The following is a 14,946-nucleotide window of genomic DNA, read 5'->3' on the forward strand; positions in this document are numbered from 1 at the left end:
CGATCGCCCCGCGCGCGCCCGAGTGTGGCATTGTGGGGGTACAATCGAATTGCAATCTAAAAGGGACGAAAGAGCGTTCCGCAATTGAGTGCGGTGAGCAATTTCACGGTGGGGCGTTGCGTGAAATCGGCGCGCGGCGCGGGCAATTTCGGGGGCGAGACGCGGGCCCCGTTCGCGGGCGCGGGCCGATCCCACTCAGTCCTTGCACATTCAAGCCAGAGCGGGAATGAGATGCGTCCCATGGGCTTGTTTGCATTCATCAGTCGTAACGGGACGCGGATCATCGCTCTTTCGGCAATTGTGGGAATTTTGTTTCCCACCTTCGCCGGGACGGTCCGACCCTATCTCGGCTACTGCGTCATGGTGATGTTGTGCGTCTCGCTCTTGCGGGTCGACCTCACCGCCTTCGTCGGGCGGATGCGCCGGCCGCAATCGGCGGCGGTCGCGGCGTTATGGACCTCGGTCGTCTTTCCTCTGATCGTCCTGTCGCTCGCGCTCGCCTGGGGGCCACCGGCATCGCACCCGCTGGTGCTCGCGGTCCTCTTTCTCTTTGCCGCGCCGTCGCCGATCGTCTCGGCGCCGGCCTTCGCGATGCTGATGGGGCTCGACGGCGCGCTCGTCCTCGCGGTGACGCTGATCAGCACGATCGCGATCCCGATTTCCGCGCCGGTGATCGCCTCGCTCTTCGTCGCTGATCAACTTCCGATCAGCGCGCTCGATCTCGCGGTGCGGCTCGCCGTCATTCTCGGCGCGGCTTCGCTCGCCGCCTTCGTCCTCAGGCGGTTCTTCGGCGCCCGGCGCATCGCCGCCGGCAAGACGGTGTTCGACACGATCAGCGTCGCGATCGCGATGATCTTCGCCCTCGGCGCGATGGACGGGGTGAGCGAAGCCTTTTTCGCCGCGCCGGTCTTCACCGTTCTCGCCGGTCTCGGCGCGCTCGGCTTTGCGCTCGTGCAGACCGGCATTGCGTATGCGCTTTTTCGGCCCTTTGTGGGTGCGGACGCGATCGCGATCGCGTATGCCGCGGGCAACCGCAATTCGGGTCTGATGGTCGCCGCCTTGGGGACGATGCAGATCGACGATACGGTCTGGCTGTTCTTCGCGTTGGGACAGCTTCCGATTTTCCTGTTTCCACTGTTGCTGCAGCCGCTCGGACAGCGGCTCGCCGCCGGGCCGCGCGAAGCCCCGGCTTGAGGAGCGAACCATGATCCCCCGCTATTCCCGTCCCGAGATGGCGAACATCTTCAGCCCCGAGTCGCGGTTCCGCATCTGGTTCGAGATCGAATCGCATGCCGCCGACGCGATGGCCGAGCTCGGCAAGATCCCGGCCGAAGCGGCGCGCACGATCCGCGAGAAAGGGGGCGCCGCCGTCTTCGATATCGATCGGATCGACGAGATCGAGCGCGAGACCAAGCACGACGTCATCGCCTTCCTCACCCATCTCGCCGAGATCGTCGGCCCCGACGCCCGCTTCGTCCACCAGGGCATGACCTCCTCGGACGTGCTCGACACGACCTTCGCCGTCCAGCTCTCCCGCGCGAGCGACATTCTGATCAGCGATGTCGAAAAGTTGCTCGCGGCGCTGAAGCGGCGGGCGCTGGAGCACAAGCTCACCCCCACGATCGGCCGCAGCCACGGCATCCACGCCGAGCCGACGACCTTCGGCCTCAAGCTCGCCCAAGCCTATGCCGAGTTCAGCCGCGCTCGCGCCCGCCTTCTCGTCGCGAAGGCGGAGATCTCGACCTGTGCGATCTCCGGCGCGGTCGGCACCTTCGCCCACATCGATCCGCGGGTGGAGGCGCACGTCGCCGAGCAGATGGGGCTGACCGTCGAGCCGATCTCGACCCAGGTCATCCCGCGCGACCGTCACGCCGCCTTCTTCGCGACACTCGGCGTCGTCGCCTCGTCGGTGGAGCGCCTTGCGACCGAGATCCGCCACCTTCAGCGCACCGAGGTCGGTGAGGCCGAGGAGGCGTTCGGCGCGGGCCAGAAGGGCTCGTCGGCCATGCCGCACAAGAAGAACCCGGTGCTGACCGAGAACCTCACGGGCCTTGCCCGCATGGTCCGGGCCTATGCGCTGCCGGCGATGGAAAATGTCGCCCTTTGGCACGAGCGGGACATTTCGCACTCCTCGGTCGAGCGGATGATCGGCCCGGATGCGACGGTGACGCTCGATTTCGCGCTCGCGCGCCTCACCGGCGTGATCGAGGGGCTCGTCGTGAAGCCGGAGCGGATGAAGGCCAATCTCGACATGCTCGGCGGGCTCTTCCACTCGCAGCAGATCCTGCTGGCGCTCACCGTCGCCGGCGTCTCGCGCGAGGATGCCTATCGCATGGTCCAGCGCAACGCGATGCGCGCCCATGCCGGGGAGGGGACGTTCCGCGCCCTCGTCGAGGCCGATGCGGACATCACCGCCAATCTCGACCAGGCAACGCTCGACGCCGCCTTCGACGACGCGGCCCATGTGCGCCATGTCGATACGATCTTCGCGCGGGTCTTCGCGGACTGATCGTCGGTTCGGCACGAGACAACGCGCGCGATTTCCCGCATGATCGCGCGCGGCTCGGCCGTGAGAGACGATGGAGGAGGCACGCCATGGCAAGACAGATGAGCGGAGCGGTCCGCGCGGCGGCGCTCCTCGTCGCGGGTCTCGTCCTCGTCGGCGGCGCGCCGGCCTCGGCTCAGATCGACACGATGCAGGACATCAACAACATCCGGAACAACACGCCCTCCTGCCGGGATAACCCGCAGGCGCCGTGGATCGGGCGGGTCGCCGGCAACACGCAAGGGATTCTGGATCAATCGATCCCGGTCTCGTTCGTCGGCTGCTTTCCCGATCAGGCGAGCTGCGAGCGGTGGATGGGTCCGGCGAGCAAAATCATCACGTCGACGCTCACCCAATATAGCTGCCGGCCGCGGAACTGACGTCGCCGTCGCCTCCGCCCCAGGGCCGCAATGAGGGGCAAGACGCAGGCCCCGGTCGGCCGCGGTCGAGAGAGTTTTTCGCCGCGCCTTGACGTTCCACATGCCCGCTTCACCTCCCTCCCTCGGTGCAGAGTGACGGAGAGGCAAAGCACGATGGACACACTGCAACACAGAGAGCAGGACGAGCGGCTCTTCTATCCGCGCGGCTACGAGATGAGCCCGCGGCGGCGGCGGGTCTATGCCACCTATGAGCTCATTTACACGCTCGTGGATTTCGGCGCCGCCATCTCGTTCATCACCGGCTCGGTGCTGTTCTTCTCGGAGGCGTTGCGGACGGCCGGTACCTGGGCGTTCCTGATCGGCTCGATCCTGTTCGCGGTGAAGCCGGCGCTCCGCCTCGCGCGGGAGCTCACGGACCTTCACCTCGGGCGAACAGAAACCGTCGCGAAACGCGCGATCTATTGGTGATCGGGGCGGGGTGAGACGGGCCGAGGGTGGCGGCCCGTCGATCGCCTATTCGGCGGGGTCGAGATAGCGGGCCGCGGTCGCGGCAGGGCTACGGAAATGGACGTCGTGCGCCGGGTGCCAGGCGCGGCGTTCCTCGTCCTCTCGCTGGCGGTTCACGCGGCGCAGCTCCTCGAAGCTGTGCGCGGCTTCGGCGTCCTTGTGGCGCGGGTAGGTGCTGGAGCGACCCACCAACAGAAAGCGACACATCATGTTCGTCCCTCCCAATTGCTAGGCTTTCCCTCGGGAAAGCGGCCCACCGACATGTGACACGCTGCGGCTGACTGGGATCGGCGCCCGGGGGACAGGGTCCCCTCCGCTGCACGGTCCCGAAGCTGGTTGATGGCTCCCCGTCGTCCTCTGCTCACGTCGTTCGAATGTGACGCCGTCGTGACGTCATGCATTCTATAAAGCGCATTGTGTGCGCAAAATCAAGAGGCGTAGGCGACGTCAGTGCGCTTTTTTGCGTGTTTGCATGACAAAAGCGGGGCGATTGTGGGTCGGGACGGGTGCGCGAGGCTTGCAACAAAAAACGGCCGGGCTGAGGGCCCGGCCGTTTCGATTGCGCGCGGTAGGGGAAGGGCGCCGATCAGGTCTCCTGGATGGCGGAGAGCTGCCAGCGGCCCCCGGCCGGGCGGACGAAGGTCCAGATCTCGACCGTCTCGGTCGGCTCCGTCGAGCCTTCGGCGATATCGCCGGTCTGGCGGTCGCGCAGAATGTCGACGCTCGAATACCGCAGCGCGACGGTCGCGTATTCGGTCGAGCCCTCGCGCCAGGCTTCGGACAGGTCACCCTGGAGGAGGGCGACGTCGGTCACCTCGTTACGCACGCCGTTGACGGCATTCTGGCTGAGCTCCTCGGAGAGGAAGGAGACGATCTCCGGGGTGCAGCGCTCGCGAAGGCCGGCATAGTCCTCGCGGGTGAAGCAGGCCTGGACCTCGACGAGGAGCTGTTCGAACGCATCGAGATCGTCGGCGGTGATGCCGATTTCGTCGGTTCCGCTCGCGGCCATCGGCGCATCGCCGCCCATCGGAGCCGCGCCACCCATCGAAGCGTTGGGGGCTGCTTCATAAGCGTGGCTCGAGCCGCCGCGCTCTTCATACTGGTCGGGAACCGGCCGCGGGCCCATGCCGCTGCCGCGCGAGTCGCCACCGGCGAAGGCGGGCTTGTTGCCGCGGCTGCGGAAGAAGCGCATCGCGAGCGTCACGATGAGGACGATGATGCCGACCTGAAGGAGGAGGCCGAGAAGGCCAGCCATGCCGCCGAGGCCGTTGCCCATCAGCATCCCGATCAACCCGCCGAGCATGAGGCCGCCGAGAAGGCCGCCCGCCATCCCGCCGAACATGCCGCCGCGCCGCGTCTGTGCGCCGGCTTGGTTGGCGGCGGTGCCCGGCTGCTGCGTCGTCTGCTGGCGCGGCGTCATCGAATTGTTCACGGGCTGGGATTGGGTGGGCGCGGTCCGCGTCGCGGCGGGCGGGCTGTAGGTGCGCGCGCCACGGCTGCCGAACGAGCCGCCACGGCGGGCTTCGGCGAAGTCGGTCGCGACGAGACAAAGGCCGGTCGCGAGCGTCAGAAGCACGACGAGCCCACGAAGGCGATGAAAGAAGCGCATGAAGTCCCCTTGGTCGATCTCGAACGGGTCGATTCTAATTGGTGGTTGCGGGACAATATGGTGCCGGGCGGGGTGCGCCCAAGAGCGGGGCCCTGCGACCGAGTGTTCCTGCGTCGAAAGGAAGAGCTGGCGCGAGGCGATCGGCGCCCGCCATTCCGCCTTGGTGGGAAGGCGAGCGATGGTCTCTTGACGGCGGGCGATGTCCGCTTCTTCTTGATAACGCGCGGTTATTGTGGCGATGCGTCATGACCTCGCGAGCGGTCAATCGGCCCGAGGGCCCATCGAGAGGTGGTCGCGTGGAATATCGTTCAAGGCGGCAACGTGCCGCGACAAGACACGACGCGCGGTGGTGGCTCCTGCCGCCCGATCGGCCGCGCCGGACGGCGTACCGGGTCGGTGCGGTCGTCGCCTTCGGCATCGTCTTCGCCGGGCTGTCGGGCTGCACCACCTCGGACACCAGCATCCGCGTCGGCGGCATGATGGAAACGTCGGTCGGCCACTATCAGGACAATTTCTGATCGGCGACGGTCGTGCCGAGCCTCGGCGGGCCGATCGCGCCCGCGAGCCCGCCCTTGCCGAGCGACGAGCGCCGGCCGCGATCAAAGCCGTGTGAAGGAGAGGGCGCCCGGCGATTTTGCGCGCGGCAATGCTGGACGGTCCATTCGAGAGACGCCGCCCCGGTTCGGGCGCTGTGATTTTTCCACCGCATCCTCGATGATTCGTTTTGCCGTTCGCGCCGCCGCCGCGCCGCGTTCCCCGCTTGCGCCGGGCCGGCCGAATTCAGACGAGATTGACCGAAGCTGCCCGCCGAAACCGGCCGATCCACCGGGCAAAGCCGGCCATTCGGCGATGCTGCGGTGCGCAAAAGCGGGGCGGAATACGCGATCGCGGCTTGACTGTTCGCCGGTTTAGGCTTTTCCCGTGGGCGTGGCCTTCGTTCATCCCACCGTCTCGCGGCCGGTCTCACGTCACAGCATCGTGGCCGGGCGGCCCGCGCGATCCTCGACCGGATCGCGGATCGGATGGGGCGGTGTGCCTGTGGGGCCCGTCAGGCCGGTCGATCACGGCTTTCCTGGCGATCTTCAAATTCTGAACTATGCGCGTGCGGCCGCGATCGCCGCGGGGCGCCCGACCGAGGAGAACCCGCAACGTGGCTGCGGCCTTTATGGCGAGATGGCGATCGTTGCGGGCCGCAAGCTTGTTCGGGGCCGACTTCCACAGGGACAGGAGCCGTTTGGAATGGTTCAACGCAATGGGGGCGGTGGACGTGCCATGGTGCGTCCGCTAAGAGGTCAGTGGCCGCGGCGAGCCCACCGCTGCGCTTCCCCGTCCGACACGCGCGTGAGAGACGCCGAATGACCCTGGTTGCGTTGTTTTTCTACCTCTTTGCCGCCATCATGGTGGCCTCAGCGCTGATGGTCATTTCCTCGCGCAATCCCGTCCACTCCGTCCTCTTTTTGATCCTCGCATTCCTGAACGGGGCGGGCCTCTTCATGTTGGCCGGGGCGGAGTTCTTGGCCCTCATCCTGGTCGTCGTCTATGTCGGCGCCGTCCTCGTCCTCTTCCTCTTCGTCGTGATGATGCTCGACGTCGACTTTGTTGCGATGCGGCAAGGCGTGATGCAGTACCTGCCGGTCGGGGCGGCCATCGGGCTCGTTCTTCTGGTCGAGCTGATCCTGGTTCTCGGCGCCTATACGCTGTCGCCGGAGATCGCGTCGCAAGGCGTTCTGCCGATCCCGGATCCAGCCGCGGTCACGAACACCGAGGCGCTCGGCAACGTGCTCTACACGAAATACGCCTTCTATTTCCAAATCTGCGGATTGATCCTCCTCGTCGCGATGATCGGGGCGATCGTGCTCACCCTGCGGCACACCACCCGCGCCAAGCGGCAGGACGTCGGCGCCCAGGTGCGGCGTCGCCCCGAGGACGCGGTGGAAGTCCGTGAGGTGGCCTCCGGCCGGGGACTTCAGCTGTGATCGGACTGTCGCATTATCTCACCGTCGCCGCGATCCTGTTCGTTCTCGGCGTCTTCGGGATCTTCCTCAACCGCAAGAACGTCATCGTCATCCTGATGTCGATCGAGCTGATCCTGCTCGCGGTGAACATCAACTTCATCGCCTTCTCGGCCGCGCTCAACGACCTGGTCGGTCAGGTGTTCGCGTTGTTCGTGCTCACCGTCGCTGCCGCCGAGGCGGCGATCGGCCTCGCCATTCTCGTGGCCTTCTTCCGAAACCGCGGTTCCATCGCGGTGGAAGATATCGATACTTTGAAGGGCTGATCCGATGGTGGAGCTCATCGTCTTCCTGCCGCTGATCGGCTTCCTGTTCGCCTTCCTGTTCGGCCGTCAGGTCGGCGCGCTTACGGCACAGGTCGTCACCACCGGCCTCCTCTTTATCTGCGCCGTCCTGTCGTGGATCGTGTTCTTCCGCTGGGGCTATAACGGAGCCGACACGCAGCGGATCCTGATCGCCCAGTGGATCGTCTCCGGCGACCTCGAGATCGCCTGGCGCTTGCGCATCGACACGCTCACCGCCGTGATGCTCGTCGTGGTGAACACGGTCTCCTCGCTCGTTCACCTCTATTCGTTCGGCTACATGTCGCACGACAAGGCGAAGGCGAAGTTCTTCGCCTATCTCTCGCTCTTCACCTTCGCGATGCTGATGCTGGTGACGTCGGACAACCTCGTCCAGATGTTCTTCGGCTGGGAGGGCGTCGGTCTCGCCTCCTATCTGCTGATCGGCTTTTGGAGCGACCGTCCGTCCGCGAACGCGGCGGCCATCAAGGCCTTCGTCGTCAACCGCGTCGGCGATTTCGGTTTCCTGCTCGGCATCTTCACGCTGTTCGCGATGTCCGGCGTCGTCACCTTCGACGCGCTGTTCGCGGCCGGGCCGACGATCTCGGAGCAGACCTTCGGCTTCCTCGGCATGCAGATCCCGGCGATCGAGCTTGCCTGCTTCCTTCTCTTCATCGGTGCGATGGGCAAGTCGGCGCAGCTCGGGCTGCACACCTGGCTGCCCGACGCGATGGAAGGCCCGACCCCGGTCTCGGCCCTCATCCACGCCGCGACGATGGTGACGGCTGGCGTCTTCATGGTCGCCCGCATGTCGCCTTTGTTCGAGTTCGCGCCGTCCGCGCTCGCCTTCGTGACCTTCATCGGCGCGTCGACGGCGATGTTCGCGGCGACGATCGGCTGTGCCCAGAACGACATCAAGCGCGTCATCGCCTACTCGACGTGCTCGCAGCTCGGCTACATGTTCGCCGCGCTCGGCGTCGGCGCCTACGGCATCGCGATCTTCCACCTCTTCACGCACGCCTTCTTCAAGGCGCTGCTCTTCCTCTCGGCCGGCTCGGTGATCCACGCCATGCACGACGAGCAGGACATGCGCCGCATGGGCGGGCTCTGGAAGAAGATCCCCTACACCTATGTGGGCATGATGGCGGGGACGCTCGCGCTGACCGGATTCCCGCTGACCGCCGGCTATTTCTCGAAGGACGCGATCATCGAGGCGACCTTCGCCGGCGAGAACGCCTTCGCGATCTACGCCTTCGTCATGACGGTGGGGGCGGCGTTGCTGACGTCCTTCTACTCCTGGCGTCTCGTGTTCATGACCTTCCATGGCCACACCCGCGCGCCGGCCGACACCTTCAAGCACGCCCACGAATCGCCGTGGACGATGCTCGTGCCGCTCGGCGTCCTGACGCTCGGCGCGCTCGGCGCGGGCTACGTCTTCGCGACGCAGTTCCTCGGTGAGCCGACGGGTGATTTCTGGAACGGGGCGATCTTCGCGTCGGCCGCCAATCACGTGCTCCATGCGATGCACGAGGTGCCGACCTGGGTGATCCTGTCGCCGGCGATCGCCATGGTGATCGGCTTCGTGATCGCGCTGTTCGCCTATGTGCTCAAGCCGAGCCTGCCCAAGCAATTCATCGAGGCGATGCCGGGCGTGCACCGCTTCTTCCTCAACAAGTGGTATTTCGACGAGCTCTACGACACCATCTTCGTGCGGCCGGCACGCTGGCTGGGTCGTACGTTCTGGCGCGGCGATGGCCGTGTCATCGACGGCGTCGGTCCCGACGGGATCGCCGCGCGGGTCAAGGATCTGTCGGTCGTCGCGCACCGCTTCCAGTCCGGCTACCTCTACCACTATGCGTTCGTGATGCTGACCGGGATCGCCGTTTTCGTGACCGTGATGATCGCCCTCGACAGGGGCTACCTATGATGGCCAATGCCAAACCTGAGGCCGTGCGCCTGACCGGGGAGGCCGGCCGATGATGTCCGACTGGCCGATCCTTTCGATCCTCATCTTCCTGCCGCTCGTCGGCGTCGCCTTCATCCTCGCGGTGCGCGGCAACGACGAGGCGGCGGTCGAGAATATCCGCCGCGTCGCCCTCATCGCGACGACGTTCAACTTCATCCTCTCGCTCTGGATCTGGATCGGCTTCGATCCGGCCAATCCCGGCTTCCAGTTCGTGGAGCGGCGCGAGTGGATCCCGGGGCTGATCAGCTACTATCTCGGCGTCGACGGCATCTCGATGCTGTTCGTGATCCTCACGACCTTCCTGATGCCGTTCTGTATTCTCGCCTCCTGGAAGTCGGTGACGGTTCGCGTCCGCGAATATATGGTTGCCTTCCTGGTGCTCGAGACGCTGATGATCGGCGTGTTCTGCTCGCTCGACATCGTGATCTTCTACGTCTTCTTCGAAGGCGGCCTGATCCCGATGTTCCTCATCATCGGGGTGTGGGGCGGCCCGCGGAAGATCTACGCGACGTTCAAGTTCTTCCTCTACACGCTGACCGGCTCGCTCCTGATGCTCATCGCCATCATCGCGATGTACTGGCAGGCGGGCACGACCTCGATCCCGGATCTGATGGCCTATCAGTTCCCGGCCGACATGCAGGCCTGGCTCTTCTTCGCCTTCTTCGCGTCGTTCGCGGTGAAGATGCCGATGTGGCCGGTCCACACCTGGCTTCCCGACGCGCACGTCGAGGCGCCGACGGCGGGCTCGGTCCTGCTGGCCGGCATCCTTCTGAAGATGGGCGGTTACGGGTTCCTGCGCTTCTCGCTGCCGATGTTCCCGGACGCCTCGTCGGAGTTCGCCTGGCTGATCTTCACCCTGTCGGTGATCGCCGTGGTCGTGACCTCGCTGACGGCGCTCGCCCAGCAGGACATGAAGAAGCTGATCGCCTATTCATCGGTCGCGCACATGGCCTTCGTGACGATGGGCATCTTCGCGATGAACGTGCAGGGCATCCAGGGCGCGATCTATCTGATGCTGTCGCACGGTATCGTGTCGGCCGCGCTCTTCCTGTGCGTCGGCGTCGTCTATGACCGGACCCACACCCGCGAGATCTCCGCCTATGGCGGCCTCATTCAGCGGATGCCGTGGTATGCGACGGTGTTCCTGGTGTTCACGATGGCCAATGTCGGCCTGCCGGGGACGTCGGGTTTCGTCGGCGAGTTCCTGACGCTGATCGGCACCTACAAGGTGAACACGCTCGCCGCCGTCGGCGCGACGACCGGCGTGATCCTGTCGGCCGCCTACGCGCTCTATCTGTATCGCCGCGTGGTGCTCGGCCCGCTCGAAAAGGAATCGATGCGCCGGATGCAGGACCTTTCGCTGCGGGAAAAGGTGATCTTGGTCCCGCTGGTGATCCTGACCATCCTCTTCGGCGTCTATCCGAACCCCGTCCTCCACGTGACCGACGCCTCGGTGAACGCGCTCGTCAGCGACCTGTCGCAATCGATCGGCGCGCAGCCCGGACCCGCGGTCGACGGCGCCGCCTTCACCAACGAAACCGGCTCTTCGGCCGATGCGGTGAACCGCGGGCTCGAAGCGGCCGGCATGGCGCCCGCGGCCGGAGACGGCCACGGCGCGGCGAGCGGATCCGATCATGGCGCAGAAGAAAGCCAACTCGATGAGAACAGCCACGGTGAGGCCGCGACGGGCGACACCGATCACGCGAGCCCGGCCGATGCCGCGGACGGGGAGGAGGAGTGATGTCTGAGCTTCACCTCTTTCCCAATCTCGTCCCGGTCCTGCCGGAGATCATCCTCGCGGTCGTCGCGATCATCCTCCTGATCGCCGGCGCCTTCACCGATGAAGAGGCGGTCCCGACGCTGAACCTCCTCGCGATCTTCGCGATGATCGGGGCGATCGTCGCGGTGTGCACCTTGAGCGGTGGCTCGTCGACCTTCGACGGCGCCTTCCAGTTCGACAATTTCGCCCGCTATCTCAAAGTGCTGGTGCTGATCGGCGGCGCGGTATCGATCATGATGTCGATGTCGTATGCGCGGTTCCAATCCTTCTCGCGCTTCGAGTATCCGGTCCTCATCCTGCTCTCGACCGTCGGCATGATGCTGATGATCTCGGCGAGCGACATGATCGCCGTCTATCTCGGCCTCGAGCTGCAGTCGCTGGCGATCTACATCGTCGTCTCGATCAACCGCGACTCGGTCCGCTCGACCGAGGCGGGGCTGAAATATTTCGTCCTCGGCGCGCTGTCCTCGGGCATGCTCCTCTACGGCATCAGCCTCATCTACGGCTTCACCGGCGGCACGAACTTCTATTCGATCGCCGAGACGATCAGCGTCGACGGTGCCGGCCTCGGCGTCATCTTCGGCCTCGTCTTCATCCTCGCGGGCGTCGCTTTCAAGATCTCGGCCGTGCCGTTCCATATGTGGACGCCCGACGTTTATGAGGGCGCACCGAGCCCGGTGACGGCCTTCCTCGCCGCCGCCCCGAAGGTCGCCGCGATGGCGCTCCTCGTGCGCGTCGTGATGGAAGCCTTCCAGCCCGCCCTCATCGAGTGGCAGCAGATCATCATCTTCCTCTCGGTGATGTCGATGATCCTCGGCGCGTTCGCGGCGATCGGTCAGTCGAACATCAAGCGGCTGATGGCCTATTCCTCGATCGGCCATATCGGCTACGCGCTGATCGGCCTCGCGGCCGGCACCGAGCAGGGCGTGATCGGCGTCGTCATCTACATGACCGTCTATCTCGTCACGACGCTCGGCGTCTTCGCCTGCATCATCGCGATGCGGCGGACCGACGAGGGGATGGTCGAGGACATTGCGGACCTTGCGGGCCTTGCGAAGACCAATCCGTGGATGGCGGCGGCGTTCACCGCGCTGCTCTTCTCGCTGGCCGGCATCCCGCCGCTGGTGGGCTTCTTCGGTAAGTTCTACGTCTTCCTCGCCGCGGTCGAGGCGGACCTCATTCCGCTCGCGATCATCGGCGTCCTGTCCTCCGCGGTCGGCTGTTTCTATTATCTGCGCATCATCAAGGTGATGGTGTTCGACGAACCGAAGGACCGGCTCGAGCCGATGGCCGGCGAGCTGCGACTCGTCCTCGCGGTGAGCGGCGGCTTCAGCGTCCTCTTCTTCCTCGTATGGACGCCGATCCTCTCGGCGGCGACGGCCGCGGCGCAGAGCCTCTTTTGACCGCGATCGACCCGTCCTCGGCGGCGCTCGTCCGCCTCGGGGATGTCGGATCCACGAATGACGAAGCGATGGAGCGCCTCCGTGACGGAGGCGTTCCCGTCTGGGTTCTCGCCGTGCGGCAGTTGACGGGCCGGGGTCGGCGCGGCCGGCCCTGGGTCTCGGAGGCCGGCAATCTCTACGCCTCCTTCGCCTTCATCTCCGACCTTCCGACCGACGCGTTCGGCCTGCTGCCGCTCGCGGTCGCGGTCGCGGTCGCCGATGCGATCGACGCGGCGACGGGCCTCTCAACGCGCGTCAAATGGCCGAACGACGTCCTCGTCGAAGGCGGCAAGGTCTGCGGCATCCTCGTCGAAACGCAGATCAGCGGCCCGCCGGAGCCGATGCGCCGCGTGGTGATCGGCATCGGCGTCAATGTCGGCCACGCGCCGGAGGGGACGACGAGCCAGATTCCTGTGACTTGTCTGTCGGAACATTGCCCGGAAATCGACGCCGAGACCGTCTTTTCGCACCTGAAACCGGCACTTGCCGACGTCATTGCGACATTGGATGCGCCGAATGGCATCGGGGCAATTCGCGATCGATGGCTTGCGCGCGCGGTCGGCTTGGGCGAACACGTCATCGTGCGCTTCGACCAGGATACGCGTGAAGGCCGATTCGACGGTCTCGATCCGACGGGCCGGTTGATTTTGGTCGACGGCGCGGGCGGCGTTTCCCTAATTACCGCCGGTGACGTTTTTGTCCGCTCGGAGCGTGTATGAGCAATGCCGGTGATGAGCTCGTCTTCCTGCCGCTAGGCGGTGTGGGCGAGATCGGCATGAATTTGGCCCTTTACGGGTTCGGTCCGCCGCACAACAAAAAGTGGCTGATGGTCGATTGCGGCGTCACCTTCGCCGATGCGCGCGTGACGCCGGGTGTCGATCTGATCATGCCCGATATCGGCTTCATCGAGGAGGAGCGGCGCGACCTCGTCGGCCTCGTGCTGACCCACGCGCACGAGGACCATTATGGTGCCGTCCTCGACCTGTGGCCGCGCCTCGAATGTCCGGTCTATGCGACGCGCTTCACCGCGGGTCTCCTCCGCGCGAAGGCGATCGAGAACGGGCGGCAGATCTGGCCGGAGGTGACGGTCGTCGAGCAGGGCGATTCGATCGATCTCGACCCCTTCAAGGTCGATTTCATCCCCGTTTCCCACTCGATCCCGGAGCCCAACGCCCTCGCCATCACGACCCCGCACGGCGTGATCGTCCATTCCGGCGATTGGAAGATCGATCCGACGCCGGGCGTCGGCATCCCGATCGATGTGGAGCGTCTGAAGCGCGTCGGCGAGAACGGCATCCTCGCCCTGATGAGCGATTCGACGAACGCGACGCGGCCCGGCCGCTCGCCGTCCGAACACGATGTCGCCGAGGGGCTGAAGGCGATGGTCGCCTCGGCCGAGAACCGTGTCGCGGTGACGGCATTTTCCTCCAATGTCGCGCGGATCCGGGCGATCTGCGAGGCGGCCGCCGCGGCCGACAGGCACGTCGTCGTGATGGGCCGGTCGATGCGGCGGGTGATCGAGGTCGCCACCGAATGCGGCTTTCTCGACGGCCTGCCGCGCTTCCTCACGGAGGATGATTTCGGCCATCTCCCCCGGGACAAGGTGCTCGTCCTCTTGACCGGCAGTCAGGGTGAGGACAGGGCCGCCCTCGCACGCATCGCGAACGACGAGCATCCACGCGTGAACCTTGCGCCCGGTGACCGGGTGATCTTCTCCTCCCGCACCATTCCGGGCAACGAGAAGGCCGTGAACGCGATCATCAACGGCCTGTCGATGCAAGGCATCGAGGTGGTGACGGATGCCGATGGGCTCGTCCACACCTCGGGCCATCCCCGGCGGGACGAGATCGTCGAGATGTACAAGTGGCTGAAGCCGCGCGTGCTCGTTCCCGTCCATGGCGAGCCGATGCACCTGATGGCCCAGGCCCAGCTCGCCAAAGACGCCGGCGTGCCGGAGGTGGTCGTCACCGAGAACGGCAAGATGCTCCGCCTCTCGCCGCAACCGGCGGAAGTGGTCGACGAGGTGCCGGTCGACGTTTTGCTGCTCGATGGCCGGCTTCTCCGCTCGCCTGAGGATTCCAATGTGCGCGAGCGCCGTTCGCTCGCCGTCGCCGGCGTCGTCAGTGCCGTCGTCACCCTCGACGAGCGGTTCGAGCTCGAGGACGATCCGCAGATCGTCCTCATCGGCATTCCCGCACGCGACGATGACGGCGAGACCTTCAGCGAGCAGCTCGTCGACGAGGTGGCGAGCGCGGTGGAGAGCATTCCGCGCCATCGTCGGCGCGATCGCGACGTGGTGGCGCAGGCCGCCCGCCGCGCGATCCGCTCCCATATGTCCCAGCGCTGGGGCAAGAAGCCGACGTGCCACGTCTTCGTGGTGACGCTCGCCTGAGGAGCGGGGGGCGCGGCCTCTCGTTCACTCGT

General features: G+C 65.8%; 14 protein-coding genes. 12 read left to right on the forward strand and 2 right to left on the reverse strand.

Annotated features, from left to right (window positions below; all coding sequences use genetic code 11):
• The first annotated feature begins 240 nt into the window (after positions 1 to 240).
• The 4 genes from L1787_RS17095 (at position 241) to L1787_RS17110 (ending at position 3,393) form a co-directional block, all read left to right on the forward strand.
• On the forward strand, positions 241 to 1,194 hold the full coding sequence (locus tag L1787_RS17095) for a sodium:proton symporter (RefSeq protein WP_235710188.1): 954 nt from the start codon (positions 241 to 243) through the stop codon (positions 1,192 to 1,194).
• 10 nt (positions 1,195 to 1,204) lie between these two features.
• Positions 1,205 to 2,509 carry an adenylosuccinate lyase gene (purB, locus tag L1787_RS17100; protein ID WP_235710190.1) on the forward strand — a complete coding sequence of 435 codons (1,305 nt, stop codon included), beginning with the start codon at positions 1,205 to 1,207 and terminating at the stop codon, positions 2,507 to 2,509.
• An 86-nt stretch (positions 2,510 to 2,595) separates the two neighbouring features.
• Positions 2,596 to 2,925, forward strand: a complete 330-nt coding sequence (locus L1787_RS17105; protein WP_235710192.1) for a hypothetical protein — start codon at positions 2,596 to 2,598, stop codon at positions 2,923 to 2,925.
• Positions 2,926 to 3,078: 153 nt separating this feature from the next.
• Positions 3,079 to 3,393, forward strand: coding sequence for a YrhK family protein (locus L1787_RS17110; RefSeq protein WP_235710194.1), 315 nt, complete (start codon positions 3,079 to 3,081; stop codon positions 3,391 to 3,393).
• Between the two features lie 45 nt (positions 3,394 to 3,438).
• Here L1787_RS17110 and L1787_RS17115 read toward each other — a convergent pair whose 3' ends face one another.
• Complete coding sequence (locus L1787_RS17115; RefSeq protein ID WP_235710196.1) at positions 3,439 to 3,642, reverse strand: hypothetical protein; 204 nt, start codon at positions 3,640 to 3,642, stop codon at positions 3,439 to 3,441.
• A 376-nt stretch (positions 3,643 to 4,018) separates the two neighbouring features.
• Positions 4,019 to 5,041, reverse strand: coding sequence for a Tim44 domain-containing protein (locus tag L1787_RS17120; protein WP_235710198.1), 1,023 nt, complete (start codon positions 5,039 to 5,041; stop codon positions 4,019 to 4,021).
• 296 nt (positions 5,042 to 5,337) lie between these two features.
• On the opposite strand from L1787_RS17120, the gene L1787_RS17125 reads away from it, so the two are divergent.
• The 8 genes from L1787_RS17125 (at position 5,338) to L1787_RS17160 (ending at position 14,914) form a co-directional block, all read left to right on the forward strand.
• Complete coding sequence (locus tag L1787_RS17125; RefSeq protein ID WP_235710200.1) at positions 5,338 to 5,559, forward strand: hypothetical protein; 222 nt, start codon at positions 5,338 to 5,340, stop codon at positions 5,557 to 5,559.
• Between the two features lie 837 nt (positions 5,560 to 6,396).
• Entirely contained in the window at positions 6,397 to 7,017 is a 621-nt protein-coding gene (locus L1787_RS17130; protein ID WP_235710202.1) for an NADH-quinone oxidoreductase subunit J, read from the forward strand.
• Positions 7,014 to 7,319, forward strand: coding sequence for an NADH-quinone oxidoreductase subunit NuoK (gene nuoK, locus L1787_RS17135; RefSeq protein ID WP_235710204.1), 306 nt, complete (start codon positions 7,014 to 7,016; stop codon positions 7,317 to 7,319). The genes L1787_RS17130 and nuoK overlap by 4 nt, the downstream gene beginning before the upstream one ends.
• Before the next feature lie 4 nt (positions 7,320 to 7,323).
• Positions 7,324 to 9,261, forward strand: a complete 1,938-nt coding sequence (gene nuoL / locus L1787_RS17140; RefSeq protein WP_235710206.1) for an NADH-quinone oxidoreductase subunit L — start codon at positions 7,324 to 7,326, stop codon at positions 9,259 to 9,261.
• 52 nt (positions 9,262 to 9,313) lie between these two features.
• Positions 9,314 to 11,041 carry an NADH-quinone oxidoreductase subunit M gene (locus L1787_RS17145; RefSeq protein WP_235710479.1) on the forward strand — a complete coding sequence of 576 codons (1,728 nt, stop codon included), beginning with the start codon at positions 9,314 to 9,316 and terminating at the stop codon, positions 11,039 to 11,041.
• Positions 11,041 to 12,483 (forward strand): NADH-quinone oxidoreductase subunit NuoN, encoded by a 1,443-nt coding sequence (nuoN, locus tag L1787_RS17150; RefSeq protein ID WP_235710207.1) that lies wholly within the window; start codon positions 11,041 to 11,043, stop codon positions 12,481 to 12,483. Before L1787_RS17145 ends, nuoN begins: the two co-directional genes overlap by 1 nt.
• On the forward strand, positions 12,480 to 13,241 hold the full coding sequence (locus tag L1787_RS17155; RefSeq protein ID WP_235710209.1) for a biotin--[acetyl-CoA-carboxylase] ligase: 762 nt from the start codon (positions 12,480 to 12,482) through the stop codon (positions 13,239 to 13,241). Before nuoN ends, L1787_RS17155 begins: the two co-directional genes overlap by 4 nt.
• Entirely contained in the window at positions 13,238 to 14,914 is a 1,677-nt protein-coding gene (locus L1787_RS17160) for a ribonuclease J (RefSeq protein ID WP_235710211.1), read from the forward strand. Before L1787_RS17155 ends, L1787_RS17160 begins: the two co-directional genes overlap by 4 nt.
• The last annotated feature ends 32 nt before the right edge of the window (positions 14,915 to 14,946 follow it).

Source organism: Acuticoccus kalidii, assembly GCF_021556395.1.
GTDB lineage: Bacteria > Pseudomonadota > Alphaproteobacteria > Rhizobiales > Amorphaceae > Acuticoccus > Acuticoccus kalidii.

What these genes read in the sequence shown, in the direction of transcription:
- L1787_RS17115 (WP_235710196.1), bottom strand. Translation starts at nt 3,642, where the DNA reads ATGATGTGTCGCTTTCTGTTGGTGGGTCGCTCCAGCACCTACCCGCGC.
- L1787_RS17095 (WP_235710188.1), top strand. Translation starts at nt 241, where the DNA reads ATGGGCTTGTTTGCATTCATCAGTCGTAACGGGACGCGGATCATCGCT.
- L1787_RS17160 (WP_235710211.1), top strand. Translation starts at nt 13,238, where the DNA reads ATGAGCAATGCCGGTGATGAGCTCGTCTTCCTGCCGCTAGGCGGTGTG.
- L1787_RS17110 (WP_235710194.1), top strand. Translation starts at nt 3,079, where the DNA reads ATGGACACACTGCAACACAGAGAGCAGGACGAGCGGCTCTTCTATCCG.
- L1787_RS17120 (WP_235710198.1), bottom strand. Translation starts at nt 5,041, where the DNA reads ATGCGCTTCTTTCATCGCCTTCGTGGGCTCGTCGTGCTTCTGACGCTC.
- nuoN (WP_235710207.1), top strand. Translation starts at nt 11,041, where the DNA reads ATGTCTGAGCTTCACCTCTTTCCCAATCTCGTCCCGGTCCTGCCGGAG.
- L1787_RS17105 (WP_235710192.1), top strand. Translation starts at nt 2,596, where the DNA reads ATGGCAAGACAGATGAGCGGAGCGGTCCGCGCGGCGGCGCTCCTCGTC.
- L1787_RS17145 (WP_235710479.1), top strand. Translation starts at nt 9,314, where the DNA reads ATGTCCGACTGGCCGATCCTTTCGATCCTCATCTTCCTGCCGCTCGTC.
- L1787_RS17130 (WP_235710202.1), top strand. Translation starts at nt 6,397, where the DNA reads ATGACCCTGGTTGCGTTGTTTTTCTACCTCTTTGCCGCCATCATGGTG.
- purB (WP_235710190.1), top strand. Translation starts at nt 1,205, where the DNA reads ATGATCCCCCGCTATTCCCGTCCCGAGATGGCGAACATCTTCAGCCCC.
- nuoL (WP_235710206.1), top strand. Translation starts at nt 7,324, where the DNA reads ATGGTGGAGCTCATCGTCTTCCTGCCGCTGATCGGCTTCCTGTTCGCC.